At 65.8% G+C, this 23,992-nt stretch carries 23 protein-coding genes and 1 pseudogene; 5 read left to right on the forward strand and 19 right to left on the reverse strand.

Annotation, left to right across the window (positions count from 1 at the left end; genetic code table 11):
* Positions 1 to 76: 76 nt before the first annotated feature.
* The 18 genes and pseudogenes from JN302_RS04565 to JN302_RS04645 form a co-directional block, all read right to left on the reverse strand.
* Complete coding sequence (locus JN302_RS04565) at positions 77 to 1,219, reverse strand: DSD1 family PLP-dependent enzyme (protein ID WP_202332046.1); 1,143 nt, start codon at positions 1,217 to 1,219, stop codon at positions 77 to 79.
* 141 nt (positions 1,220 to 1,360) lie between these two features.
* On the reverse strand, positions 1,361 to 1,597 hold the full coding sequence (locus JN302_RS39545) for a PTS sugar transporter subunit IIA (protein ID WP_274609256.1): 237 nt from the start codon (positions 1,595 to 1,597) through the stop codon (positions 1,361 to 1,363).
* Positions 1,598 to 1,676: 79 nt separating this feature from the next.
* Positions 1,677 to 2,135 (reverse strand): annotated as a pseudogene (locus tag JN302_RS39750) (hypothetical protein); the annotation flags it as partial.
* Positions 2,035 to 2,727 carry a response regulator transcription factor gene (locus JN302_RS04575; protein WP_202332048.1) on the reverse strand — a complete coding sequence of 231 codons (693 nt, stop codon included), beginning with the start codon at positions 2,725 to 2,727 and terminating at the stop codon, positions 2,035 to 2,037. The pseudogene JN302_RS39750 and the gene JN302_RS04575, both read right to left, overlap by 101 nt.
* Positions 2,724 to 5,432 (reverse strand): sensor histidine kinase, encoded by a 2,709-nt coding sequence (locus JN302_RS04580; RefSeq protein WP_202332050.1) that lies wholly within the window; start codon positions 5,430 to 5,432, stop codon positions 2,724 to 2,726. The genes JN302_RS04575 and JN302_RS04580 overlap by 4 nt, the downstream gene beginning before the upstream one ends.
* A gap of 133 nt (positions 5,433 to 5,565) precedes the next feature.
* Entirely contained in the window at positions 5,566 to 6,132 is a 567-nt protein-coding gene (gene kdpC, locus JN302_RS04585) for a potassium-transporting ATPase subunit KdpC (RefSeq protein ID WP_202332052.1), read from the reverse strand.
* Between the two features lie 10 nt (positions 6,133 to 6,142).
* On the reverse strand, positions 6,143 to 8,212 hold the full coding sequence (gene kdpB / locus JN302_RS04590; RefSeq protein ID WP_202332054.1) for a potassium-transporting ATPase subunit KdpB: 2,070 nt from the start codon (positions 8,210 to 8,212) through the stop codon (positions 6,143 to 6,145).
* A gap of 28 nt (positions 8,213 to 8,240) precedes the next feature.
* Entirely contained in the window at positions 8,241 to 8,414 is a 174-nt protein-coding gene (locus JN302_RS04595) for a hypothetical protein (protein WP_202310312.1), read from the reverse strand.
* A 122-nt stretch (positions 8,415 to 8,536) separates the two neighbouring features.
* The gene (gene kdpA / locus JN302_RS04600) at positions 8,537 to 10,240 is read right to left on the reverse strand and encodes a potassium-transporting ATPase subunit KdpA (RefSeq protein WP_202332056.1); all 1,704 of its coding nucleotides are present in this window, start codon (positions 10,238 to 10,240) and stop codon (positions 8,537 to 8,539) included.
* Between the two features lie 31 nt (positions 10,241 to 10,271).
* Positions 10,272 to 10,361 carry a K(+)-transporting ATPase subunit F gene (gene kdpF, locus JN302_RS04605; protein ID WP_202332058.1) on the reverse strand — a complete coding sequence of 30 codons (90 nt, stop codon included), beginning with the start codon at positions 10,359 to 10,361 and terminating at the stop codon, positions 10,272 to 10,274.
* Positions 10,362 to 10,373: 12 nt separating this feature from the next.
* Positions 10,374 to 10,586, reverse strand: a complete 213-nt coding sequence (locus JN302_RS04610; protein ID WP_202332060.1) for a hypothetical protein — start codon at positions 10,584 to 10,586, stop codon at positions 10,374 to 10,376.
* Positions 10,587 to 10,733: 147 nt separating this feature from the next.
* Positions 10,734 to 11,390, reverse strand: coding sequence for an amino acid ABC transporter permease (locus JN302_RS04615; protein ID WP_202310316.1), 657 nt, complete (start codon positions 11,388 to 11,390; stop codon positions 10,734 to 10,736).
* Between the two features lie 62 nt (positions 11,391 to 11,452).
* A complete protein-coding gene (locus JN302_RS04620) occupies positions 11,453 to 12,112 on the reverse strand; it encodes an amino acid ABC transporter permease (RefSeq protein ID WP_202310317.1) in 660 nt (219 codons plus the stop codon).
* Positions 12,113 to 12,130: 18 nt separating this feature from the next.
* Positions 12,131 to 12,961 (reverse strand): transporter substrate-binding domain-containing protein, encoded by an 831-nt coding sequence (locus JN302_RS04625; RefSeq protein WP_202310318.1) that lies wholly within the window; start codon positions 12,959 to 12,961, stop codon positions 12,131 to 12,133.
* Positions 12,962 to 13,018: 57 nt separating this feature from the next.
* Positions 13,019 to 14,104, reverse strand: a complete 1,086-nt coding sequence (locus tag JN302_RS04630; protein WP_244846193.1) for an alanine racemase — start codon at positions 14,102 to 14,104, stop codon at positions 13,019 to 13,021.
* A 55-nt stretch (positions 14,105 to 14,159) separates the two neighbouring features.
* Positions 14,160 to 15,092, reverse strand: a complete 933-nt coding sequence (locus JN302_RS04635; protein WP_202310320.1) for a substrate-binding domain-containing protein — start codon at positions 15,090 to 15,092, stop codon at positions 14,160 to 14,162.
* A gap of 50 nt (positions 15,093 to 15,142) precedes the next feature.
* Positions 15,143 to 16,096: an ABC transporter permease gene (locus JN302_RS04640; RefSeq protein ID WP_202314535.1), complete on the reverse strand. Its 954-nt coding sequence runs from the start codon at positions 16,094 to 16,096 to the stop codon at positions 15,143 to 15,145.
* A 95-nt stretch (positions 16,097 to 16,191) separates the two neighbouring features.
* Positions 16,192 to 17,727 (reverse strand): sugar ABC transporter ATP-binding protein, encoded by a 1,536-nt coding sequence (locus JN302_RS04645; protein WP_202310321.1) that lies wholly within the window; start codon positions 17,725 to 17,727, stop codon positions 16,192 to 16,194.
* Positions 17,728 to 17,837: 110 nt separating this feature from the next.
* Between JN302_RS04645 and JN302_RS04650 the strand changes: the two genes are divergently transcribed.
* Positions 17,838 to 18,566 (forward strand): FadR/GntR family transcriptional regulator, encoded by a 729-nt coding sequence (locus JN302_RS04650; RefSeq protein WP_202310322.1) that lies wholly within the window; start codon positions 17,838 to 17,840, stop codon positions 18,564 to 18,566.
* A gap of 131 nt (positions 18,567 to 18,697) precedes the next feature.
* Here JN302_RS04650 and JN302_RS04655 read toward each other — a convergent pair whose 3' ends face one another.
* Entirely contained in the window at positions 18,698 to 19,465 is a 768-nt protein-coding gene (locus JN302_RS04655) for an SDR family NAD(P)-dependent oxidoreductase (protein ID WP_202332064.1), read from the reverse strand.
* 269 nt (positions 19,466 to 19,734) lie between these two features.
* Between JN302_RS04655 and JN302_RS04660 the strand changes: the two genes are divergently transcribed.
* The 4 genes from JN302_RS04660 to JN302_RS04675 are packed head-to-tail and all read left to right on the forward strand — an operon-like array spanning position 19,735 to position 23,971.
* Entirely contained in the window at positions 19,735 to 20,493 is a 759-nt protein-coding gene (locus JN302_RS04660; RefSeq protein ID WP_244846194.1) for an IclR family transcriptional regulator, read from the forward strand.
* Between the two features lie 54 nt (positions 20,494 to 20,547).
* On the forward strand, positions 20,548 to 22,287 hold the full coding sequence (locus JN302_RS04665) for a hypothetical protein (protein WP_202332068.1): 1,740 nt from the start codon (positions 20,548 to 20,550) through the stop codon (positions 22,285 to 22,287).
* Positions 22,284 to 22,988, forward strand: a complete 705-nt coding sequence (locus tag JN302_RS04670; RefSeq protein ID WP_202332070.1) for a hypothetical protein — start codon at positions 22,284 to 22,286, stop codon at positions 22,986 to 22,988. The genes JN302_RS04665 and JN302_RS04670 overlap by 4 nt, the downstream gene beginning before the upstream one ends.
* 17 nt (positions 22,989 to 23,005) lie before the next feature.
* On the forward strand, positions 23,006 to 23,971 hold the full coding sequence (locus tag JN302_RS04675) for a membrane dipeptidase (protein ID WP_202334188.1): 966 nt from the start codon (positions 23,006 to 23,008) through the stop codon (positions 23,969 to 23,971).
* Positions 23,972 to 23,992: the final 21 nt, after the last annotated feature.

The raw sequence follows: 23,992 nt of genomic DNA on the forward strand, positions 1-23,992 counted from the left end.
CTTGCACCAATGGTCGCCCGGGGCCTGGCGGCTTCGACGGAGCCGGGGAAAAATTGTCTGCGATCGGGTCGTCGGCCTACCAGCCCCGGAAGCGCGGCCAGTATTGCAGCGCGCCGTCGCCGGCGGCCGGGATCACCTCGTAGCCGTCGAACTGCGCGGCCGTAGCGCAGGCGTGATTGGGCAGGATGCGCAGCATGGTGCCGACGGGAAGATCGGGAAGCACGGCGCGGCTGCCTGAGCGGACCGCGACGATGCCGTGTTCCTGGTTGGCGCCGATGACGACGAGATCGTCGATCACCCGGCCCTCGATGCCGCAGACCAGCCCGTAACCCTGGTCCACCGCCTGGCTCGCCGTCCCGCGATCGCGCGACATCGCCATCCATCCCGCATCGACCAGCACCCAGCCGCGCTCCTTCTGGTGGCCGATCACCGTGGTCAGGACGGAAAGCGCGATGTCTTCGACCGTGCAGACGCCGATGCCGGCCATGACGAGATCGAAGAAGACATGCACCCCGGCGCGGACCTCCGTCACTCCGGTCAGGTCACGCGCGAAATGCGCGGTTGGCGTGGAGCCGACGCTGACCATGGGGCAGGCATGGCCGCCCGTCCGCAGTTCCTTGGCCGCTGCCACGACCGCGTCGCGCTCGCGCTCCGCGAAGGCGACGAGTTCGTCCTCACCTCGCGCACCGTAGCTGCCGCCCGCATGCGTCATGACGCCTCTGAGCTCTGCGCCGCCCGACGCCAGGATCGTTGCAATCTCCAGGACCGTCGGGTCGCCGGGCCGCAGCCCGGCGCGATGGCCGTCGCTGTCGATCTCGATCACGGCAGGAATCGCGTGCTTCGCCTCGCGCGAGGCCTGCGCGACGCACTCGGCCTGGGCGACCGAATCGAGAAGCACGATCAGGTCGCATCCGGTGCCGCGCAGCGCGAGCACACGCGGCAGCTTCTGCGGCGTGATGCCGACGGCGTAGAGGATATCGGTGATGCCGGCCTTGGAGAAGACCTCGGCCTCCCGCAGGGTGGAGACCGTCGCGCCGCTCGCCCTGGCCATCACCTGTTTCGCCGCGTCCACGGACTTGACCGTCTTCAGATGCGGCCGGCCGGCCACGCCAAGCGCCGACAGGCGGTCGTCGAGACGCCCGATGTTCCGCATCATGATGGCCTCGTCGAGGACGAGGCAGGGGGTCGACAGTCGGCTCAGGCTACTGGCGTGGCTCATGGTTCCATCCGTTCGGTTCTTTCGCAGCTTATCCGGGCCGGTTCGAGATTTCGATCACCAGCTGGCGCGCCGGCCGATCACGACGAGCCGCCCGGGGAAGCTCGTGCTGCGCCATGGAAGACCCGGGGCGGGCGGCCGAAGTCAGCCATCGCCCCGGAGCACCTCGCCGGAGGTCACGACGGCCCAGCACGCCTCCGCGCTGCCCGCCTGCCGGAGCTTCTTCAAAACCTCAGGCGAACGGAGCTGCCGCGCCACGGCCGCGAGCAGATTGAGATGATCCTTGCCGCCGTCTGCGGGGACGAGCAGCAGGAAGACGAGGTCGACCGGGATATCGTCGATCGCATCGAAGTCGATCGGCCGCGCCAGCCTTACGAACATGCCGAAGGGCCCGGGCAAGGCCCGCGACCCTGGTGTGCGGGATGGCGACGCCCTCGCCGATGCCCGTCGAGCCCAGTTTTTCGCGGGCATGAAGAGGGTCGAGGACCTCATGTTCGGCCAGGCCGAGCGTCTCCCCGGCCCGCTTCGCCAGGAACTCCAGCACCTTCAGCTTCGACGGCGCGGCGAGATCGGCGACGACGTCCCCCGGCTGGAGGAATTCCGATAGCTGCATGACCCTGCTCTCCTGATCTTTCGGCCGGCGTCGGTCCCACGCCGAATGTTCCGATGCGCAATTCCGGACGCAGGACGCTGCGCGCCCCTGCCGGAATTGCCTTACAGAGCGTCGCGTGAAAAAGGATTCGCGCGACACGCTGCAGGTTCTTGATTTGGCGCATGTCTTTTCCCCGAAACCGTTACACACTTTCGGGAGACATGCTTCAGTCCGCCTCGCGCAGGCGATAGCCGACGCCGGTCTCGGTGGTGATGTATTGCGGCTGATCCGGCGTCCGCTCGATCTTCTGGCGAAGCTGGCGCACATAGACCCTCAGATATTGCACATCGGTCAAACCGCCCCAGACCCTGTCCAGCAGGAACCGATGCGTCAGCACCTTGCCGGCATGCTGCACCAGCAGGCGAAGGATGTCGTATTCCTTGGGCGACAGCTTCACCTCGCGGTCGCCCACCTTGACGATGCGCTTCACCAGGTCGACGGACAAGTCACCGGTGTGGAACACCGGCCTCTCCCCTTGCTGCTGCAGCCGATGGCGCAGAGCCACCCGGATGCGCGCCACCAGCTCGTTCATGCCGAAGGGTTTCGTGACGTAGTCGTCGGCGCCGAGCTCCAGCGCCTTGACGATGCCGGCCTCGTCTGTGCGGCTGGACAGGATGACGACGGGCAACTCCAGCCCCTCGTCGCGCCACTGCCTGAGAAGATCGTGGCCGGCCATGTCAGGCAGGCCGAGATCGAGCAGAACCAGGTCCGGCCGCTCGGCCCTGACCTGCTCGACGGCGGTGCGGGCATTGCCGGCCTCGACGATCGCATAGTCCTGCGTGCCGAGCCCGACGCGCAGGAGCTTGCGGATCGGCGGCTCGTCATCGACGACAAGTATCTTCACGCCGGATGCGGTCATGTCGCTTGCTCCACCTCGGGGGCCTCGGCCGCAGCCGTCATGCGAATCGTGAAGACGGCGCCGGGGCGGTCGGTCCGGCTGCCGGCCTCGATCGTGCCGCCCATCGCTTCGACGAAGCCCCGGCAGATGGACAGGCCGAGACCGGTGCCGGCGCGCACCCGATCGCCCTTGCGCACCCGGTAGAAGGTGTCGAAGATCCGCTCGAGATCCGCCGCCGGAATGCCAGGCCCCTCGTCCATGACCTGCACCACGACCCAGCCATTGTCGCTCCAGCCCCGGATAAGGATGGCGGTGTCGGGAGGGGAATATTTGGCGGCATTGTCGAGCAGGTTGAACAGCGCCTGCTCGAACAGCACGGGGTCGACCTTCAGCATCGGCAGGTCGGGCGGCAGTTCCACCTCCGTCCGATGATCGGCCGTCACCTTGGCGGCGCGGCGCAGCGCGGAGCCGACGATATCGCCGACATAGTGCCAGGCGAAGTTCGGCTCCATCGCGCCGGATTCGATCCTGGTCATATCGAGCAGGTTGGAGATGAAGCGGTTGAGCCGTTCGGATTCGTCAATCACCGTGGTCAGGAGCTCCGAACGGCCGCCGTCGGGCAGCGACGCGCCGAAATCGCGCAGCGTGCCCGCCGCCCCCATGATCGCCGCGAGCGGCGTCTTCAGGTCGTGCGATATGGAGGTCAGCAGCGCCGAGCGCAGGCGGTCGGCTTCCGCCGCGAGCTTGGCCCGGTCGACGTCGGCAACGAGCTGGATGCGCTCGATGGCGATCGCCGCCTGGTCGGCGAGCGCGTCGAACAGGCGCTGCTGCTCGGGCGTCAGAAGCGGTCCCTGCCGGTCGTCGTCGAGGCCGATGACGCCGACAGCCTCGCGGCCGGTGCGCAGAGGCAGATAGAGCCGCTTCGCGCCAGGCAGCGTGTCCGCACCGCGCCCGGCCGGCCGATTGTGCTCCCAGGCCCAGCGCGCCGCAGCGATGTCGGCATCGACCAGCGTGTCATCGGGCGGATATCCGGCCCGTACCGCGATGGTACCATCCTCAGGCATCAACACCACGACACGCAGCTTCAGCATCGAGGCGATCTGGAACACCGTCGCCCACAACACGTCGTCGAGCGTGCCGGCACCGGCGAGCTTGCGGCTGAACAGATAGAGATCCTCGGTGGCCCGGGCGCGTCGCCGGGCGGCAGCCGCCTGGCGCTGGACGCGGGCCGTGAGGTTGCTTGCGATCACCGCCACAACCAGGAAAAAGCCGAGCGCGATGACGCTCTCCGGGTCGCTTATGGTGAAGGTGTAGCGCGGCGTCAGAAAGAAGAAGTTGAAGGCGAGCGAACTCGCCAGCGACGCGAACAAAGCGGGCCACAGTCCGAGAGTCACCGCTACGGTGAGCACCGCCATCAGGAAGACAAGGGCGATGTTGCGGACGTCGAGGAACTGGTCCATGCCGATACCGACGCCGAGCGCGGCGACCACGAAGGCGAGGCTGAGCACATAGGGCCAGAGCTCGAACTGCAGCGGCTGCGCGGCAGACCTCACGCCACGCGCCGCTGGGACACTGTCCTGCTCGGTACCCGACGTCACATGGATGCTGAGGTTGCCGGCCTGGCGGATCAGATCATGCGTGACGGATCCGCCGAAGAACTCGCGCCAACGCCGCTTGGCCGGCTTGCTGATGACGATATGGCTGAAGTTGTGCGTCGTCGCATGCCGCACGATCTCGTTCGCTGCGTCCTGGCCGGGCACGGTGACGGCCTCGCCGCCCAGTTGCTCGGCCAGCCGCAAGGTCGCGGCGAGGCGGTCCTTGTCGGCTTCGGACATTGTGGCCGAACGCGACGTCTCGACATGAAGAGCGGCCCAGGGCGCGCGCAGCCGATCGGCCTGGCGGCGGGCATAGCGCACCAGCGATGCGCCGCGCGGATGTTCGTCGACGGCGACGAGCACCCGGTCCCCGGCCGCCCACGGGCCCGGAATGGCGTGGGCCTGCATGTGGCTCAGGAGCTGCTCATCGACGCGCTGGGCGGTGCGGCGCAGCGCGAGCTCGCGCAACGCCGTCAGATTGCCCGGCGAGAAGTAATTTTCGACCGCGCGCCTGGCGGTGTCGGGGACGTAAACCTTGCCTTCATGAAGCCGCTTGATCAGATCGTCCGGCGTCAGATCGATGATCTCGACGTCGTCGGCCCGGTCGATGACGGAATCGGGAACGGTCTCGCGGACGCAGATGCGGGTGATCTGGGCGACGACGTCGTTCAGGCTCTCGACATGCTGGATGTTCATCGTCGAGTAGACGTCGATCCCCTGACCGAGGATCTCGAGCACGTCGAGATAGCGCTTGGGATGGCGGCTGCCCGGCGCGTTGGTGTGGGCGAGTTCATCGACCAGCACCAGGGACGGGCGGCGCTCGACGATGGCGTCGATGTCCATCTCCTGGAGCCGACGACCCTTGTAGTCGACGGTCTTGCGGGGGATGACCTCGAAACCCTCGACCAGGACTTCGGTCTCCTTGCGGCCGTGGGTTTCCACGACGCCGATGACCACGTCGCGACCATCGGCCTTCGCTGCGCGGCCCGATATCAGCATTTCATAGGTCTTGCCGACGCCGGGCGCGGCGCCGAGGAAGATCCTCAGGCGCCCACGGTTTTCGCGCTCAGCCTTCTCCAGGAGCGCGTCCGGCGACGGTCTGTTGTCGGCATCGCGGTTATCGTCCGGCATCAGAGCAGATCCGTCCTGGAGCGAGGCAGGATGAGGGGCGCTTCCACCATGATCCGAATTATCTCAAGTTACTGCTCAGAATCGGAGGCGTATCAATCGACTCCAGTCAATCTAGACCCACGGCATCGACCTGTCAGGGCCGGGCGGCGTCGAGCGCCATGTTGAGCGCCAGAACGTTGACCACAGGCTCGCCCATGAAGCCGAGCTTGCGGCCCTCGATGCCGGCATCGACGAGCTGCCGCACGGCAGCCTCGTCCATGCCGCGCGCTTTGGCCACGCGCGGCGCCTGGAAATAGGCTGCTTCCGGCGAGATGTGCGGATCGAGGCCGCTGCCCGAGGTGGTGACCAGCTCCATCGGCACCGGTGTATTCGGATTGGACACCTTCAGGGCCTCGGCTTCCACTTTGATACGCTCGATCAGTTTCGCGCTGGTCGGGCCAAGGTTGGAGCCGCTCGAGGCCGCCGCATCGTAGCCGTCGCCCGCGGCCGAGGGCCGGCCGTGGAAATAACCCTCTCCCGTAAAGGCCTGGCCGATCAACCCGGATCCGACGACCTTGCCGTCCTTCTCGACCAGGCTGCCATTGGCCTGGCGCGGAAACAGCACCTGGGCGAGTCCGGTCATCCCCAACGGATAGGCGAGCCCGGTGATGACGGTGAGCGCGACGATCATGACGATCGCGGGTCGCAATTGTTTCAGCATGGGGCGTTCCTTATGCGAGGCCGAGGGCCGTGACGGCGATATCGATCGCCTTGATTCCGATGAAGGGCACGATGATGCCGCCGAGGCCGTAGATCAGCAGGTTGCGGGACAAAAGCGCGCCGGCGCCGACCGCCCGGTATTTGACGCCTTTCAGCGACAGCGGGATGAGCGCCACGATGATCAGGGCGTTGAAGATGATCGCCGACAGGATCGCACTCTGGGGGGTGGTGAGCCCCATGATATTCAACGCGCCGAGTTGCGGATAGAAGGCGAGAAACATCGCCGGGATGATGGCGAAATATTTGGCGATGTCGTTGGCGATCGAGAAGGTGGTGAGGGCCCCGCGCGTCATGAGGAGCTGCTTGCCGATCTCGACGATCTCGATCAGCTTGGTCGGGTCGCTGTCGAGATCGACCATGTTGCCGGCCTCGCGTGCGGCGACCGTACCGGTGTTCATGGCGACGCCGACATCGGCTTGGGCAAGCGCCGGCGCGTCGTTGGTGCCGTCGCCGCACATGGCGACCAGCTTGCCTTTGCCCTGTTCTTCACGGATCAGCGACAGCTTGTTCTCGGGCGTGGCCTGGGCGAGGAAGTCGTCGACGCCGGCCTCGGCCGCGATCGCCGCGGCAGTCATCGGATTGTCGCCGGTGATCATGACGGTGCGGATGCCCATGCGCCGGAGCTCGGCGAAACGCTCCCGGATGCCGCCCTTGACGATGTCCTTGAGATGGACGACGCCGAGCAGGCGGCCGTCCCGCACCACGGCGAGCGGCGTGCCGCCGGCCTTGGCGATCTCGTCCGCGATCGCCTGGATGTCGCGGATCACCTCGCTGCCCGGGCGTGCGGCCGGCGACGCCGTCGCTGCACCGACATAGGCCAGCACAGCATCGACGGCGCCCTTGCGGATCGACGATCCGTCGAAATCGACGCCGCTCATGCGGCTCTGCGCGGTAAAGGGCACGAAGCTCGCGTGAAGCGTACCCATGTCGCGGGCCCGGATGCGGTATTTCTCCTTGGCGAGCACGACAACGGAGCGGCCCTCCGGGGTCTCGTCGGCAAGCGAGGCGAGCTGGGCCGCGTCCGCCAGCTCCTGCTCGGTGACGCCCTTGACCGGACGGAACGCCGTCGCCTGGCGGTTGCCGAGCGTGATCGTGCCTGTCTTGTCGAGAAGCAGCGTGTCGACGTCGCCGGCGGCCTCGACGGCGCGGCCCGACATGGCCAGCACGTTGAACCGCACCAGGCGGTCCATGCCGGCGATGCCGATGGCCGACAGCAGCGCTCCGATCGTGGTCGGGATCAGCGTCACGAACAGCGCGACCAGCACGATGAGCGGGATCGAGCCGCCTGCGTAGGAAGCAAAGCTCGGGATCGTCGCCACCGCCAGCACGAAGATCAGCGTCATACCGGCGAGCAGGATGTTGAGCGCGATTTCGTTGGGCGTCTTCTGGCGCTCCGCACCCTCGACCAGCGAGATCATCCGGTCGAGGAAGGTCGAGCCGGAGGCTGCGGTGATGCGCACGCAGATCCAGTCGGACAGCACCTGGGTGCCGCCGGTCACGGCCGAACGGTCGCCGCCCGATTCGCGGATGACGGGTGCCGATTCGCCCGTGATCGCGGCTTCGTTGACCGAGGCCACCCCTTCGATCACCTCGCCGTCGGACGGGATGATGTCGCCCGCCTCGACGATCACGAGGTCGCCGACCTTGAGGCTGGTGCCGGGGACCAGCTTGAACTTCGTGCGATCGTCGCCCGATAGCAGCTTGGCCTGCGTCTCGGTACGCGCCTTGCGCAGCGAATCGGCCTGCGCCTTGCCGCGGCCTTCGGCGACGGCCTCGGCGAAATTGGCGAACAGCACAGTGAACCAGAGCCAGAGTATGATCTGGAACGAGAAGCCGAGGCTTCCGGCGCCGGTGACGACATCGCGCAGGAAGAGCACTGATGTGAGCAGCGACACGACGGCCACCACGAACATGACAGGGTTGCGGGCGAGGCTGCGCGGATCGAGCTTGCGGAAAGCGCCGCCGATCGCGGGGACGAGTATGCCGGCATCGAGGATGCTGGCGGATCTGGGTTGGCTCATGACGAGACTCCGGAATTCGTGACGGCGCTCAGACTGCTGCGAAAAGCCGGGTGAGCGCGGAGGCGACAAGCACGACGCAGGCCATCACGAGCATCAGCCCGACGATGACGTCGGAGGCGCGGACGGGTTTCCTGGGCTCCCACGCCGACCATTCGGCGCGGGGATGGATGTGCTTGCGCAGGATGTTGATCGGGCCGGACATGGCGCACCTCTTGCTTTGACCTCAGTCGCCGGCGCGGCCCATCCGGGCCGCTTGGCTTTCGCGCCAACGGGCGTGGGCCGCGCAGTCGCGCGCTCCAGCGGTCGATCTATCGACCGCAGACATCAGAAGGTCTGCCCGAGTTGCATGGCGAAATGCTCGACGATCGGGCCCACCGCCAGAGCGGGAAAGAAGGTCAGGCCGCCGACGATCAGGATGACGCCCACCAAGAGGCCGACGAAGAGCGGCCCATGGGTCGGGAAGGTGCCGGCCGAGGCAGGATGGATCTTCTTCGCCACGAGCGAGCCGGCGATGGCGAGCGCCGGGATGATGACGAGGAAGCGACCCGTCAGCATCGCGAGCCCGATGGTGACGTTGTACCAGGGCGTGTTGCCGCTGAGGCCGGCGAAGGCCGAGCCGTTGTTGGCCGCGCCCGAGGTATAGGCATAGAGGATCTCGGAGAAGCCGTGCGGGCCGGGCGTACCGATCGAGGCGACGCCGGTCGGCAGCAGCACCGCGATCGCGGTGAAGATCAGCATGGCCGCCGGCAGACAGAGGATGGCGAGCATGGCCATCTTGACCTCCTTGGCCTCGATCTTCTTGCCGATATATTCGGGCGTCCGGCCGACCATCAGCCCGGCGACGAAGATCGCGATGACCACGAACAGCAGGATGCCGTAGAAGCCTGCCCCGACGCCGCCGACGATGACTTCTCCGAGTTCCATATTGATCAGCGGGATCAAGCCGCCGAGCGCGGTGAAGGAACCGTGCATGGCATTCACCGCGCCGCAGGAGGCAGCAGTCGTTATCACGGCGAACAAGGCCGACAGCGCAACGCCGAAGCGCACCTCCTTGCCTTCCATATTGCCGCCCTCGATGCCCAGCGCATGGACAAGCGGATTGCCGGCGGCTTCGGCCCAGTAGCAGACGGCGACGCCGGCCAGGAACAGCACGCCCATGGCGGCGAAGATCGCCCAGCCCTGGCGCTGGTCGCCGACCATGCGGCCGAAGACATTGGTCAGGCCGGCGCCGATGGCGAAGATCGAGACCATCTGGATCAGGTTTGAGATCGCGCCGGGGTTCTCGAAGGGATGCGACGAGTTGGCGTTGAAGAAGCCGCCGCCATTGGTGCCGAGAATCTTGATGGCAAGCTGCGAGGCAACCGGACCGACGGCGATGGTCTGCCGGGCGCCCTCCAGCGTGGTCGCCTGGACATAGCCGCCGATCGTCTGCGGCACGCCGAGCGCGACATAAACAAGCGACAGCACGATGCAGAGCGGCAGGAGCACATAGAGCGTTGCCCTCGTCAGGTCGGCCCAGAAATTGCCGATCGAGCGGCCGGAGGCACGCGCGAAGCCGCGGATCAGGGCGATGGCGATGGCGATGCCGGTCGCCGCCGAGACGAAGTTCTGCACCGTCAGCCCGGCCATCTGCACGAGATAGGACATCGTGCTTTCGCCGCCGTAGTTCTGCCAGTTGGTGTTGGTCATGAAGCTGGCGGCGGTGTTGAACGAAAGCTCGGGCGGCACGGCGGCCATGCCGGCCGGATTGAACGGCAAGCCGCCCTGCAGGCGTTGCAGGGCATAGAGCAGGAGGAAACCGGCAAGGTTGAAGAGCAGCATGCCGACCGCATAGGTCGTCCAATGCTGCTCCTCGCGATCGTTGGTGCCGGCAAGGCGGTAGAGGCCCCGTTCCACCGGACCGAGGATCGGTGAAAGGAAGGTGCGCTCGCCGCTGAAGACGCGCGTCATGTAGCCGCCGAGCGGCTTCACGAGCAGAATGACGATCCCGCAGAAGACGAGGATTTGGATCCAGCCGAAAAGGGTCATGAGGTCGGACTTTCGAACCGTGCCGTCGCGATCAGAAACGTTCGGGGCGAACGAGCGCGTAGGTGAGATAGGCGAGCAGGAACAAGGTCACGCCCCCGCCGAGCACATAATCGAGAAGCATAGGCGCGTCCTTTCAGAGACTGTCGCAGGCTTTTAGGTAGATGAAGCAAAGGCCGAAAAAGATCATGCCGATTGCCAGCACAACGATGTCCATCGCCGAGATGTCCTTCTGTTTACCCCACGACACCGAGACCTCGATCCCGGCATGCGCGAGCGCCCGCAGCGGCCTTGATCGGCCGCGATGATCTGCTTCGGTTGTCGAGGTGAATATGTGCCCGGTCGCCATAAGGGATCGAGAGAGCGCCGGGCGGAAAGATATAGGAATTCCATAATGGCGCCGGGGCCCTTGGGCTCCTCGCACAAGCGCCGGCCACGCAAGGTTCGCAAATCAGCAAGATATGGCTTCTGACGTACCTGAGGGCGGGCCGGACGCTCACGCTCCCGGCCGAAGCCGGCGCTCCGCGGCCCTGCCGAGCCGCTCGATGGCGAAGTTGACAGTGAAGTAGACGAGGCCGGCGAAGAGATAGAAGTCGAGCGTCATGAAGGTGCGGCCGATCACCTCCTGGGTCTTGAGCAGCAACTCGCCGACCCCGATGATCGACAGCAGTGTCGAGGCTTTGACGATCTCGACCGACGTGTTGACCCAGACGGGGGCGACCTGGCGAAGCGCCTGCGGCAGGAGGATGAGCAGGAGGACGTGCCGGAAGCGCAGTCCCATGCTTTTCCCCGCCTCGATCTGGGTCGGCGGAATCGCCTGCAGCGCCCCGCGAAAGATCTCCGCGAGATGCGCGCCGCAGAAGATCGACAGGGAAAAGATGCCGGATCCCGTCGCGGTGAACTGGATCCCGAAAGCAGCCAGGATGTAGAAACTCGCGAGGATCAGCACCAGGACGGGCGTGCCGCGCACGAGATCGACATAGGCGCGCAGCGGCCATCGCAAGGCCCGGCTTCCGAAAACCAGTCCGATGCCGGCAAACAATCCGATTGCCGACCCGAAAAGGATTGCGGAGGCCGACACTTCCACCGTCGTCATCAGGCCTTCGCCCAGCTGGGCGCGGACGTTCCAGAGCTCGGACAGGAATCCGATCATGGAAGATATCCTCCCGAAATCCTCTGGCTGCCTCGCTCGGGGCTCATGGTGCGCCAGGCCTCTCAAAACTTCGGGAAACGACGCTCCAGGCGGCGCAGCCCGGCGGCGATGACAAGCGAGGTCGCGACGTAGAGCACGCTCGCAGCCATCCAGGCCTCGACGACCCGAAACGTGTCGACATTGATGCGCCGCGCCTGGAAGGTTAGCTCGGGCACGGCGATCGCCGCCGCGATGGACGTGTCCTTGAACAGCGCGATGAAGGTCGAACCGAGCGCGGGCAAAGCGTTGCGCAGCATGATCGGGAAGCGTACCAGCCGCGCCACCTGGAACCGTGTCAGCCCGATCGCAAGGCCGGCATCGATCAGGCCGGACGGAATGCCGGCGAGGCTCGCCCGAAACACTTCCGTCAAATAGGCGCCGGCATAGAGCGCAAGCGAGGCGACGAAGCTCTCGATCTTGCCAAAACGCAGGCCGAGATCGGGCAGCGCGAAATAGGCGATGAGCACGATGACCAGCAGCGGCGTGTTGCGGATCAGCGCGACATAGGCCGCGACGCCATGGCGAAGCGCGGCAGAACGGCTGAAGGCGGCGAAGGCGCCGAACAGCCCGATGACCGCTCCGATGGCGATCGAGGAGAGAGCGAGCGCCAGACCAAGGGCCAATCCCCCCAGCAGTTCCCCGGCATTGGCCCAGACCACGCCGAAATTGAGCGTGTAGGTCATGGCGCCCGCTGATCGGCCTCAGCGCAACTCGGCGGGGAAGCCGATCGTCGGCGCGGGAGGAGCCTCGCCGAACCACTTCCTGAAGGACGCGCTGTAAGTCGCGAACTCCACCCCCGTCATCGCCTCGTGCAGCGCCGTGTTGACGAAGTTCAGCCAGTCGGCCTCGCCCCGCTTCACCGCGCAGGCGTAAGTCTGCGGGTTCCAGCCATAGCCGCTGTCCAGGTATTTTTCCGGGTTCTGCGTCATAAACCATTTCAGCGACGAGGCATCGGTGGCCGCCGCGTCCGCCCGGCCGGAATTGAGCGCCTGATACATGAGATCGACGCTGTCATACTGGTCGACCTTCGCTTCGGGCAGCGCCTGATGCACCATCTCCTCCGCATAGACATTCTGCAGCACGGACACGGTGACCGCATCGCCGGCCGCCTTCAGCTCGGCATGCGACTTGAATTTCCCGTCCCTGGCGAGCAGGAGGCCGACGCCTTCGCGGTAGTAGGGGATGGTGAAGTTGACGAGCTGGGCGCGGCCAGCCGTCACGGTCATGAACTGGCAGGTGATGTCGACCTTGTCGGTGACGACGTTCGGCACCCGGGCATCCGAGGCCTGGATGACGAACTCGATCTTTTCGGGATCGTCGAACAGGCCTTTGGCGACGATCCTGGCAATGTCGACGTCGAAACCTGCAAGGTTGCCGGCATCGTCGCGGAAATGCCAGGGCGGGTTCGTGCTGCCGGTTCCGACGACCAACCTGCCGCGCGCCAGCACGTCGGCAAGCTTGTCGGCCGCGGCCGGGGTCGCGGCGGCGAGGCCGCCGAGGCAGAAGATCAAAAATGCAGTTCGCCTGTCCATGTCTTCCTCCCGTGTCAGTTTACCCGGACATCGGATCGGCCCCGATGGCCAGACGCCTCAGCGCACCTTGCCTCGCGCCGCCACAGGCCAGACCAGCTCGACCATCCCGTCGCGCAGGCCAACGACCTCGTCGACCATGTTGGAAACGACGCAGCAATGGTTGGGCACGATGTTGACGACATCGCCGACCCTCGGCCTGTCACGGCACGCCGAAAGATCGATCACACCGTGTTCCTCGGAGAGATTGACGACGGTCGCGTCGGGATATTCCACGACGTGCCCGAAGTCGCGGACATAATATTGCTCCCGGGTCAGCACCTTGGAGCCGGCATCGATGACGGCGCGATCCGCCGTCGGCCGACTGACCACGGTTGTGCGCACATGCATGGCACAGTCGTTCCAGCCGGCGACGCCGGAATGAACCATCATCACGTCGTTGTAGACATAGGTGCCGGCGCGGTGCTCCGTCATCATCGGATAGTCGGACAGCGCGTTGAGGGACGGCGTGCCACCCCCCGAGAGCGTGGGGAGCGGCACGCCCGAGGCCCGGAACAGGGAGACGGCCTCGGAGAAGAATTCGAGCGTACGCGGCGCGGTGTTCGGGAAAACCATCAGACCCTCGAAGGCGAGGCCGGGAAGCCGGTCGGCCAGGCGCGCCAGATCGAGCGCGGCGCGCGGCGTCTGGACGCCGTTGCGCCCGAATCCGGAATCGCATTCGACCAGCACCGGGACGATGCGGCCACGGCCGCGCGCCGCCTCCGAAAGGCCGTGGAGCACCGTCTCGTTGTCGGCGACGACGGCCAGACGCCCGATACGCTCCGACAGGTCCATCAGCCGTCCCGCCTTTGCGGAGCCGACGATGTTGAAGGTGACGAGCAGATCGTCGGCGACGCCGGCGTCGATGAAGACCTCGGCCTCTCCGAGTTTCTGACAGGTCAGGCCTACCGCACCCGCGGCGACCTGCATGGCGCCGATCGCCGGGATCTTGTGGGTCTTGACATGCGGCCGGTTGCGCTTGCCGGTTCGCGCGACGATGTCCTGGACGCGCGCTATGTTGCGCTCCAGCCGGTCGAGCAGGACCGTCACGACGGGCGTGTCGAGATCGGCCGCAGCGATCCGTTTCCGGTCTGTCGTCTCGTGCATGGCCATCCCCGCTTCAAGTGCCGTTGACGTTCCTTCGCTGGTATTCTTTTGCCAGCTAAAAGCCCTTGCCGATCCATTCGTCGACATTGGTCGCGTCGACCTGATGCGTCGGCAGGATGATCTCCTTGTCGAGCTTTTCGCCCCTGGCGATCTTGTATCCGTACTGCACGCCCTCCGGGGCGACGAAATGATAGGTGAAGGTGGCCACCATCTTGCCGGCCTTGATTGCGTCGTAGGCGGCATTCTCGCCGTCTATGCCGACGACCTTGACCTCGCCCAGCCGGCCCGCCGCTTCGAGCGCGGTCACCGCGCCGAGCGCCATGTCGTCATTGTGAGCATAGACCAGCTGGATCTCGCCCGGCTTGTAGCGCTGCAGCATGTCCTCCATGAACTTGATCGCCGGTTCGCGCACATAGTTCGCGACCTGGTCGGCGACCACCTTCACATCAGGGCATTGCTCGGCGAGCACCTCGTGGAATGCATCGTGCCGGTCGACGGTCGCAGAGGCGCCCGCGGTACCCTGGATCTCGATCACATTGCCCTTGCCGTCGAGCGTCTTGCAGACGAACTCGCCGGCCGTCTTGCCGATCAGCACATTGTCGGCGCCGATGTGGAGGGTGACGTCGGTGTTGACCTTCCGGTCGAGCGTCACCACGGGGATGCCGGCGTCCATCGCCTGCTTGACGACCGGCGTCAGCGCTTCGGCGGTAACCGGGCTGATGATCAGGGTCTTCACCCCCTGGGCGATGAGGCTCTCGACGTCGGAGACCTGCTTGGACGCCTGGTTCTCGCCATTGGTGACGATCAGCTCGACGTCGGGAAGATTGGCCGCGGCGTAGTTCTTGTTGCCCTCGACCATGTTGACGCGCCAGGAGCTTTCCATCGTGCCCTGGCTGAAGCCGATCTTGATCTTGTCCTCGGCGCCGGCGATGCCAGCGAGGGCGAGCACCACCGTCGATGCCGCCAGAAGCTCCAGTTTTCCTTTCATCGTTTCCTCCTGTTTGCCGGGTTTCCTTCCCGTTTTGCCGTTGTCGGCATTCACGCATTGTCGCGTCGGCGGCGGTGCATCTCGAACAGAACCGCAAGCACGATGATGGCGCCCTTGACGATCTGCTGGGTGAAGGGCGACACGCCGGCGAGATTGAGAATGTTTGCGAGCACGGCGAAAATCGCCGCGCCGATGACGGTGCCGACAACGCCGCCCTCGCCGCCGAAGAGGCTGGTGCCGCCGATGACGGTGACGGCGATCGCCTCGAGCTCGATGCCGACGCCGGCGACCGGCTCGCCGACCGTCAGCCGCGACACGAAAATGAGAGCCGTGAGCGCCGAGAGCAGGCCGCTGATCACATAGACCGAGAAGACGACGAGCCGGACATTGATGCCGGCGAGACGCGCGGCTTCCGGGTTGCTGCCCACGGCGTAGACGTTGCGGCCGAAGGGCGTGTAGCGCAGCACGACATAAGCCAAGGTCGCGACTGCTGCGAATATCCACACAGGCACAGGCAGCCACAGCAGATAACCCTGGCCGAGCCAGGCGAAGTCGGCGGACGCGTTGGGGAAATGGATGGGGTGCCCGTCCGAGATCGTCATGGCGAGGCCGCGGCCCATGACCATCATTCCGAGCGTCATGATGAAGGGCGGAAGGCGGCCGAGCGTGATACCGGCGCCGTTGATCGCCCCGAGCGTGATCCCTACGCCGAGACCGGCCAGAATGACGAGAGGCACAGGCGTCCCGACATTGAGCAGCAGGGCCGAGACGACGGCGCTCACCGCGATGATCGAGCCGACCGACAGATCGATGCCCGCCGTCAGGATGACGAAGGTCATGCCGACCGAGACGATGCCGAACAGGGCGACCTGGCGGGCGACGTTGATGAGGTTGAACGGGTTGAGGAAGGCGTCCGAGATCAGCGCGGCCGCGACACACATCAGGATCAGCACCCACAGCAGGCCGGAGGCGCGCAGCGCCGTCCTGCCGCGCAGCCGGCGCATGAGGGCGAAGAGAGGCATGGAGGCATTGCCGGCCATCTGTCGCTCGCTCTCAGCCATGGTGCGGTGACTTTCGCTGCGGATGCATTCCTCGCCCCTCAAGCAGCCTGCGCCGCGTCGGCGCCAAGCGCGGCGGCCAACAGGCTCTCCTCGGTCGCCGCGCCGCGATCGAAACGGCCGGCGATCCGACCGTCGCGCATGACGACGATGCGGTCGCAAAGGCCGAGAATCTCGGGCAGTTCGGAGGAAACGATGACGATCGCCGCGCCATGCCCATCGGCCAGATCAGCCAGAAGCTGATAAATTTCGCGTTTGGCGCCGACATCGACGCCGCGCGTCGGCTCGTCGATCAGCAGGATGGCGCAGTCGGCGTTGAGACTGCGGGCGATCAGGCATTTCTGCTGGTTGCCGCCGCTGAGATCGCGGATCCGGGCAGCCGGTCCCGGCGTGCGGATGCCGAGGCGACGAATGAGAGCCGCCACCGCGTCGCGTTCGCTGTCCTCGCTCAGAAGCCCGTTCCGCGTCAGGGCGCCCAGCCGGGAGATGGTGATGTTGAAGGCGACGCTCTGCGGCAGGAAGCAGCCCTCGGTCTTGCGGTCTTCGGGCAGGAGCACCATGCCGTTGGCGATCGCTTCACGCGGCCCGGACGGCCGGCGTTCGCCATCGCCAAGGCGCCAGGACGCGCAGACCGCCGGATCGGCACCGACGAGCGCCCTCAGCAGCTCGGTGCGACCCGAGCCGGCCATGCCGCAAATGCCGAGGATCTCGCCCGAGCTGATATCGAGATCGATTCCACGGAGGACCCGCGGCCGGTTCAGGCCTCGGACGCTCAGCACCTCGCGACCGGGCCGGCGGTCGCGCAAGGGATAGATATCGGCGAGCTGGCGCCCGACCATCATGCGGATGAGCGTCGCAGCGTCCACATCCGCTACGGCATGCGTGCCGACGACGGCGCCGTCGCGTAGCACGGTCACGCGATCGCAGATGCGAAACACCTCCTGCAGCCGGTGGGAAATATAGACGAAGCCGACACCCTCCCTTGCGAGCTTCCTTATGACCTCGAACAGCCGGTCGAGCTCGGCGCCGCCCAGCACCGCCGAGGGTTCGTCGAGGATGACCAGCCGCGCATGGCGCGACAATGCGCTGGCGATCTCCACCATCTGGCGCTGCGCCACGCTCAGGCTGTCGAGGCGAGCGTCGGGGTCGACGTTGAAGCCGAGGCGGGCCATTGTTTCCAGACTGTTGCGGCGGGTTGCCGTCCAGTCGACCAGGCCGTAGCGGTTCGTCGGCAAACGTCCGAGGCAGAGATTCTCGGCGACCGTCAGATGGGGCGCCAGCATCATCTCCTGATAGATAACCGAGATGCCGAGCTCCAGCATCCGCTGCGGCGTCGGGCGCGCGATCCGTTCGCCGCCCATGACGATTTCGCCGGCATCGGCCTGATAGGCACCGGACAGGATCTTCATCAGCGTCGACTTGCCGGCGCCGTTCTCGCCAATCAGCCCCAGCACCTCCCCGCGGCGGACGTCGAGATCGACGTACTGGAGCGCCACGACCCCGGGGAATCTCTTGAGGATGCCGCGCATCGCAAGGATGGGTTCGTCAGGTCCTGGCTTGGATGCCGCTGCGGTCATGGAAGCGCTCGATCGTCTGTCGGCCACCAAATTATTCTATTATCTTTTTATATGATAAATTATCATGGACGCTTGTCAAGCGAGGCCAAGCAGCCCTAGAAATCAAGTGTATGAACGACAAATCCGCCCCCTCGCTTCGGATCGGCTCCGGCCGCAAGCGCAACCTGTTTGCCCAGGTGGTCGAGGAACTGGGCATCCGCATCGTCCGCGGCGATCTCCGGCCCGACGAGCCCTTCCCGAAGGAGGCCGATCTCGAACGCGAATACGGCGTCAGCCGCTCGGTCATCCGCGAGGCGGTGAAGACGCTGGCGGCCAAGGGCCTGCTCGAATCCAAGACGCGGACCGGCATCCGCGCCCTGCCGCCGGTGCATTGGAACCTGCTGGACGGCGAGGTCCTCAGTTGGCGCTATAGCGCAATGCCGCCGGTGCAATTCTTCGGCGAGCTTTTCGAGATCCGCAAGATGATCGAACCCGAAGCGGCTGCCCTGGCGGCCGTCAGGGCCACGCCTGAGGATCTCGAGGAGATAGAGGCGGCGTTCGCTGCGATGGTCGAAGCGAGCCAGGCGACCGTCCCCGGCATCGAGGCGGATCTGCGCTTCCACCGCGGCATCCTGGCCGCCGGACACAACCCGCTGCTTCTGCAGATGGGCAACCTGATCGGTGTCGGCCTGTTCATCAGCCACCGCTTCTCGCGCGAATCCTTCGTCATCTTCCTGCCGCAGCACCGCAAGGTGATGGAGGCGATCAAGGCCGGCGATGCCGAAGGCGCGCGCGCCGCGATGCATCGACTGCTCGGCGACACGGTCGCCTATATGAAGGACCATATCCACAACGATTGAGGCGTTCCTCCTCTCCCGCGAGGAGTCTGATCCTCGCGTCATCGCGGGAGTTGCAGAGGGGCGACCTCGGGGCTCCTCCTTCTCGCGCGGAGCATGCCGGTCCTGTCTACGGAAGGGAGGCAGGGCTCGCGTCATGCCACCGACCAGCCGCCGTCGACCAGTATGTTGGCACCGGTGATCAGCGACGCGGCCGGCGAAGCCAGGAAGACGACCGTGCCGGCAACGTCGATGGGGTCGCCGATCCGGCCGAGCGGTATATGGCCAAGCACAGCAGCGTGGAACGTCGGATCGGACAGGCTGGGGCGCGTTCCATCGGTCCAGATGAAGGTGGGCGCCACGCTGTTGACGGCGATGCCGTATTGCGCCCATTCGGCGGCGAGGCAGCGTGTCAGATGGTTTATGGCCGCCTTGGTCATGCAGTAGATCGCCTCGCCCTTCAGCGTCACCGTTCCGGCCTGCGAACTGATATTCACGATGCGCCCTGATCTCCGGGCAATCATCAGCCGGCCGACGGCCTGGGTCGTGAAGAAGGTGCCCTTGAGGTTGATCCCGACGGTGAAGTCGAAATCCTCCTCGGTCACGTTCTCGGCCAGGTTCTCGGGACCGACTCCGACATTGTTGACGAGCACGTCGATGCGGCCGAAGGCGGCAACGGCGGCCGCAACGGCACCGCGCACGGTCGCGAGATCGGCAAGGTCCAACTCGACCGCAACGGCGCGCCGGCCCAACCCCTCGATCTCGGCGGCGAGTGCCGCGCCGTCGGCGAGCCCACGGACTCCGACGATGACGTCGGCGCCCGATCCGGCGCAAGCCAGCGCACAGGCGCGCCCGATGCCGCGCGACGCGCCGGTGACGAACACCGTCTTCCCCTCCAGATCGAACCTGGGCGTGATTGCCATAGCCGTACTCCTCCCTATGACCGGACCCCAGACCTTCCGGCGCCAGGTACTGTTCTCCGCCAACCAACTTTTATTATCATATAATATGTATTTTGCAATGTACCGCACTCCGGGTCGACCCCAGCCGGTCATGTGCCTCCAGTAAGCCACGTGGCAGAACGCCGGAAAGACAGACGAAACAGACGCTTACGCAAGAAGGCCGTCGTCGCGAGGCAGAAGACGGCGGTTTTCGCGTTGACATGGATCAAATTATTTGCAGGATATTGTATATGGATACTGAATATTCAAATAGAATATCCGAGACTCAGACGAACGGCGTTCGGCCGCTGTCGACGGTGCTGAAGACGATGGAGGTCCTCGATGCGCTGGCGACGTTCCCGCGGGGGGTAAAGCTGTTCGAGCTGGCCGATCACCTCGCCATCTCCCGGCCGACCGCCTATCAGCGCCTGCTGACCCTGGTCGAAGCCGGCTGGGTGGAGCAGATCGAGGAGAGCCGCTACCGGCTCAGCCTGAAGGCCGTCGGCATTGGCGGGGCGGCGCTTGAGCAGGCCAATCTCGGCGAACGCACTGTACCGCTGCTCAAGGAACTCGCCGCCGAGGCCAGGGAAACCGCGTCGCTCGCGGTCCTGCAGGGCGGTCAGCCCTATATCGTCCAGCGTGCCGAGGAAGGCGGCCTGCTGCGCGCCCGCCAGCCGGTCGGCACAGGGTTTCCACTGCACAACTCCGCCTCGGGCAAGGTGCTGTTCGCCTTCGCCGACGAACACAGCGCCAGGATGATCCGCGCCCAGGCCGACAAGGTGCCCGACGAGGCGACCTGCGAGAAGGTGCGGGCCGACGGCTACGCCTTCTCCGACAATACGGGCGATGTGCGCGCCGTGGCGGCCCCGGTCTTCGACCACCGCAACGCCTGCATCGCTGCTCTGTCGCTGGTCGGGCCGGTGAGTCGCATCAACGCACCGGCACTTGTCGAACCGCTGGTGAGAACCTCCAGGCGGCTGACTGCGCTGCTGCAGGGCAAGGAACGCTGAGCCCGATCGCTTCAGAACAAGACCTTGGAAAAGACGAGCGAAAGCACTCCGAGAATGAACGCCATCATTGATCACAAACTCGACGAGAGCGGCGCCTACCGGCCGCAATCGCTGATGCGCGAGCCGTCGGTGCTGATGCGGCCCGAACGGCTTGCCGCGCTGCAGCCCTCGCGCGTCAGCGCGACCCGCTCGATCATCGCCAGGGCAGCCAGGGGACGCTGGACGATCACCCGGCAGCGTTTCGACCTCGACCACAAGGCGCGCGGCATCGCGCTCTACCGGATCGAGGCGGGAAGCTGCGTGTTCTCCTTCGTGGTCCACTCCTTCGAGCCGACCGCCAAAGGCCGTACCGGTCGCATCATCGGCACGGCCTGGGACATGATGGGGTCCCTGATCGAAGGGGAAGTGACCGAGCGCGACATAGAGCTGGTCGGGCAGGAGATGCCGCTTCTCTATCACGGCCGCGCCGCGCCGGAGACGCTGATCTGGTGCCGCTCCAACCGCAGCGGCCGGGTCTTCGATTCCACGGTCGCGGCGTTGGCGGCCGGCCGCCAGCCCGATACGGCCGAGCTCGCCGAAGCCACCTACATCATGCGCAACACCGGCCTCGACGGCAACGGGACCTTCGGAACCAAAAGCTTCCTCGCCTTTGCGCCGGGCCATCCGCTGCGGCCTTCGCTGAGCGCCCAGATGCTGACTGCCTATATGATGCGGGTCTTCGCGCTGGACCTCGCCCATCACCTGGCGCGCGCCGAGGGCGGGTCCACCGCGGTCGAACTCGACGAACAGATGGCGCGCTATCTCGGCGTCGGCAACGGCTCGGCACTCGGCCTGATGTTCTATGTGAACAACCATCCGCGCCTCGTCGACCGCTGGCTGAGGGCGCATGAGCAGGCGCTCGCCCAGGCGAAGCTGTCCGACGTCGTCAGGGGCGACGGCAAGGTCGAACTGCTGCTGCGGCTGATCGACAAGGCGATCGTCTACCGCGAACAGGATCGCACGCAATATACCGACTTCACCCCGAGCCGGACTATCGCCGACGACCTCAGGGGGATCCGCAAGGAGCTCGTCCTGTTCAAGGAGCGTTCCGACGCCGGCCTGCCCGGGCCGATCCTGCCGCTGGCCGACTTCGCCGCATCGCTCGAGGGCCGCTATGTCGCCGATGCGGTCGAAACCTTCAATTCGGCCCTTATCGAGCTCGTGCCGGACTATGCCGACCAGCTCGTCGACACGCTCGCCGTCGATGAGGAACTGATCGGCAAGCCGGAAATGTCGGTTGCCCGGCTGCGCGAGATCATCCACGCCGACTATGGCTGGGCCTTCGGCATGGACCTGACGTCGGAACGGTCCAGGCGCTATGTCTGGTACAAATCCGCCAATGCCGAGGAACCGAGGCGGGGCTTGCGCGAAGAAGCACCCGACGCCTTCAACCTCGGGCTCGACCTGCCGCGCCTCGTGGTTGCCCTCGACCACGACCTCGCCGAGACCGGGCCGCGAAGCAGTGTGGCCCGCTTCCTGCTCACACGCCCGCAACACCGCCGCATCGTGGCGCGGGTCCAGGCGCTGAGAGGCCTGCCCTATCATTCCCCCCATGCCGACATCATGAGCGAGGATTTCATTCCCGCCCACATGACCCGGCTGCTCAACGGCGCCATCCACGGCCTCGACAAGACGCAGGATGCGATGGGCCGCGTGCTGCGCGGCGTGCTCATGCAGGGCGCACCGCTTCCAGCGGAGGTCGCCACCGGCTCAATCGATCCCCACTGGTTCCATCCGGCCGAGCCTGTCCTATGAACGCTCCCTTCCTCGACCCGATGAACGCAACTCTGCGCGAAAGCCGCATGGTGCTCGAACGCCTCGTGCAGTGGAAAGGCGTGGAGCCCGGCATGATCTTCTCGGTCATGGACTGCGGCGTCTATTCCGCCGCGCTCGGCCCGTCCGGCTGTGAGGATCTCGAGCGCCAGATAGCGCTCCTCGCATCGTCGCCATCGGCGCCGATCTCGATCATCGAAGCCGGCGACGCCATCCGCATCGACGCCGGAGGCCGCCACGCCTGGCTCATCGCCGAGCCGGCGCTTGACCTCGCCATCGACGAATACCGGCGCAAGGGTGCCGGCGCCGTGACCGTCGTCAACGCGGTCGAGCCGGCCGAACTCGGTGTCGTCGCTGCGATCGCCGAGAAACACGAACTTTCCGCAACCGCCACGGCAGGTGACGACGGCTCGGTGAGGATCGAAGTCGGTGCACGCGATCCGTCCCGCCAGACCGTACTCGACCGCATCCGCCGACAAGGCATCCCGGTCCGCCGGGATCTCTGGTTTCACCTGTTCCACCTGTCGAGCAACGCGCTCGCCGAGGACACGGTGATTTCGCGCACTCACACCGGCGCCTTCATGATCAAGCCGGACGGAACGGTGGTCGGCGAGCACGACGAAGAATTCGCACATGAGGACATCTCGATGCTGACAGCCGAAGCCCTGGAGTTCAGACGATGACCGCCCATGACAGGACGATGCTGATCGACGCGCTGCAATGCGGTCGTTTCGACCGCAAGGTCATCGAGAAGCTGGTGGCGGGCGGCTTCGGCTGCGTGACCCCGACGCTCGGTTTCTGGGGCGGCGCCGTCGAGGGATTCGATTCGGTCGCCGAATGGTACGATCTGGAGCGCGCCAATGCGGATCTGATGAAGATCGCCCGGACCACCGCCGACATCCGCCAGGCTCGGCGGGAGGGCAAGGTGGCGTTCGTGCTCGGCTTCCAGAACTCCGGCCATTTCGAGGGACGGATCCGCTATGTCGAGCTCTTCGCCGCACTCGGTGTGCGGGTGACGCAGCTCACCTACAATATCCAGAACGACGTCGGCAGCTCCTGCTATGAGCCGGTCGACACCGGGTTGTCGCGCTTCGGCCGCGAGGTCGTGCGCGAGATGAACCGCCACGGCATCCTGGTCGACTGCTCGCATGTCGGCGACAGGACCACGCTCGACGCGATCGAGGAATCCGAAAAGCCGATTGCCATAACCCACGCCAATGCCGCGTCGCTCTTCCCGCACAGGCGCAACAAAAGCGACGAGGTATTGAAGGCGCTCGCCGCCAAGGGCGGCGTGGTCGGCTGCGCCACCTACCGCAACATCACGCCCGAAAGCGCCTGCGCTTCGGTAGACGGATGGGCGGAGATGGTCGCCCGCACGGTCGACATCGTCGGCGTCGACCATGTCGGCTTCGGCACCGACGACAGCCACTATGTCGGCCAGGCCGAACTCGACTGGATGCGTTACGGCCGCTGGACGCGCACGGAGCAATATGGGGCGGGCTCCAAGACGAATTCCGGGCCTTCCAAGCCGCCGGAGTGGCTGCCGGAGGTCTACAACCTCGCCGAAGTCCCGACCGCGCTCGGGCGCGTCGGCTTCAGCAGGGAAGAGATCGCGAAGGTCAGTGCCGAAAACTGGCTTCGCGTCTACGCGGCGAATTTTGGATAGGCCGCGCGGGGAACCATAGAA

Origin of the sequence: Mesorhizobium sp. L-8-3 (assembly GCF_016756615.1) — a bacterium.
In the GTDB taxonomy this organism is placed as follows: domain Bacteria; phylum Pseudomonadota; class Alphaproteobacteria; order Rhizobiales; family Rhizobiaceae.

Bases quoted from the DNA above. Each gene is read 5' to 3' on its own strand.
- JN302_RS04565 (WP_202332046.1), bottom strand. From the start codon at position 1,219: ATGAGCCACGCCAGTAGCCTGAGCCGACTGTCGACCCCCTGCCTCGTC.
- JN302_RS39545 (WP_274609256.1), bottom strand. From the start codon at position 1,597: ATGTTCGTAAGGCTGGCGCGGCCGATCGACTTCGATGCGATCGACGAT.
- JN302_RS04575 (WP_202332048.1), bottom strand. From the start codon at position 2,727: ATGACCGCATCCGGCGTGAAGATACTTGTCGTCGATGACGAGCCGCCG.
- JN302_RS04580 (WP_202332050.1), bottom strand. From the start codon at position 5,432: ATGCCGGACGATAACCGCGATGCCGACAACAGACCGTCGCCGGACGCG.
- kdpC (WP_202332052.1), bottom strand. From the start codon at position 6,132: ATGCTGAAACAATTGCGACCCGCGATCGTCATGATCGTCGCGCTCACC.
- kdpB (WP_202332054.1), bottom strand. From the start codon at position 8,212: ATGAGCCAACCCAGATCCGCCAGCATCCTCGATGCCGGCATACTCGTC.
- JN302_RS04595 (WP_202310312.1), bottom strand. From the start codon at position 8,414: ATGTCCGGCCCGATCAACATCCTGCGCAAGCACATCCATCCCCGCGCC.
- kdpA (WP_202332056.1), bottom strand. From the start codon at position 10,240: ATGACCCTTTTCGGCTGGATCCAAATCCTCGTCTTCTGCGGGATCGTC.
- kdpF (WP_202332058.1), bottom strand. From the start codon at position 10,361: ATGCTTCTCGATTATGTGCTCGGCGGGGGCGTGACCTTGTTCCTGCTC.
- JN302_RS04610 (WP_202332060.1), bottom strand. From the start codon at position 10,586: ATGGCGACCGGGCACATATTCACCTCGACAACCGAAGCAGATCATCGC.
- JN302_RS04615 (WP_202310316.1), bottom strand. From the start codon at position 11,390: ATGATCGGATTCCTGTCCGAGCTCTGGAACGTCCGCGCCCAGCTGGGC.
- JN302_RS04620 (WP_202310317.1), bottom strand. From the start codon at position 12,112: ATGACCTACACGCTCAATTTCGGCGTGGTCTGGGCCAATGCCGGGGAA.
- JN302_RS04625 (WP_202310318.1), bottom strand. From the start codon at position 12,961: ATGGACAGGCGAACTGCATTTTTGATCTTCTGCCTCGGCGGCCTCGCC.
- JN302_RS04630 (WP_244846193.1), bottom strand. From the start codon at position 14,104: ATGCACGAGACGACAGACCGGAAACGGATCGCTGCGGCCGATCTCGAC.
- JN302_RS04635 (WP_202310320.1), bottom strand. From the start codon at position 15,092: ATGAAAGGAAAACTGGAGCTTCTGGCGGCATCGACGGTGGTGCTCGCC.
- JN302_RS04640 (WP_202314535.1), bottom strand. From the start codon at position 16,096: ATGCGCCGGCTGCGCGGCAGGACGGCGCTGCGCGCCTCCGGCCTGCTG.
- JN302_RS04645 (WP_202310321.1), bottom strand. From the start codon at position 17,727: ATGACCGCAGCGGCATCCAAGCCAGGACCTGACGAACCCATCCTTGCG.
- JN302_RS04650 (WP_202310322.1), top strand. From the start codon at position 17,838: ATGAACGACAAATCCGCCCCCTCGCTTCGGATCGGCTCCGGCCGCAAG.
- JN302_RS04655 (WP_202332064.1), bottom strand. From the start codon at position 19,465: ATGGCAATCACGCCCAGGTTCGATCTGGAGGGGAAGACGGTGTTCGTC.
- JN302_RS04660 (WP_244846194.1), top strand. From the start codon at position 19,735: ATGGATACTGAATATTCAAATAGAATATCCGAGACTCAGACGAACGGC.
- JN302_RS04665 (WP_202332068.1), top strand. From the start codon at position 20,548: ATGAACGCCATCATTGATCACAAACTCGACGAGAGCGGCGCCTACCGG.
- JN302_RS04670 (WP_202332070.1), top strand. From the start codon at position 22,284: ATGAACGCTCCCTTCCTCGACCCGATGAACGCAACTCTGCGCGAAAGC.
- JN302_RS04675 (WP_202334188.1), top strand. From the start codon at position 23,006: ATGCTGATCGACGCGCTGCAATGCGGTCGTTTCGACCGCAAGGTCATC.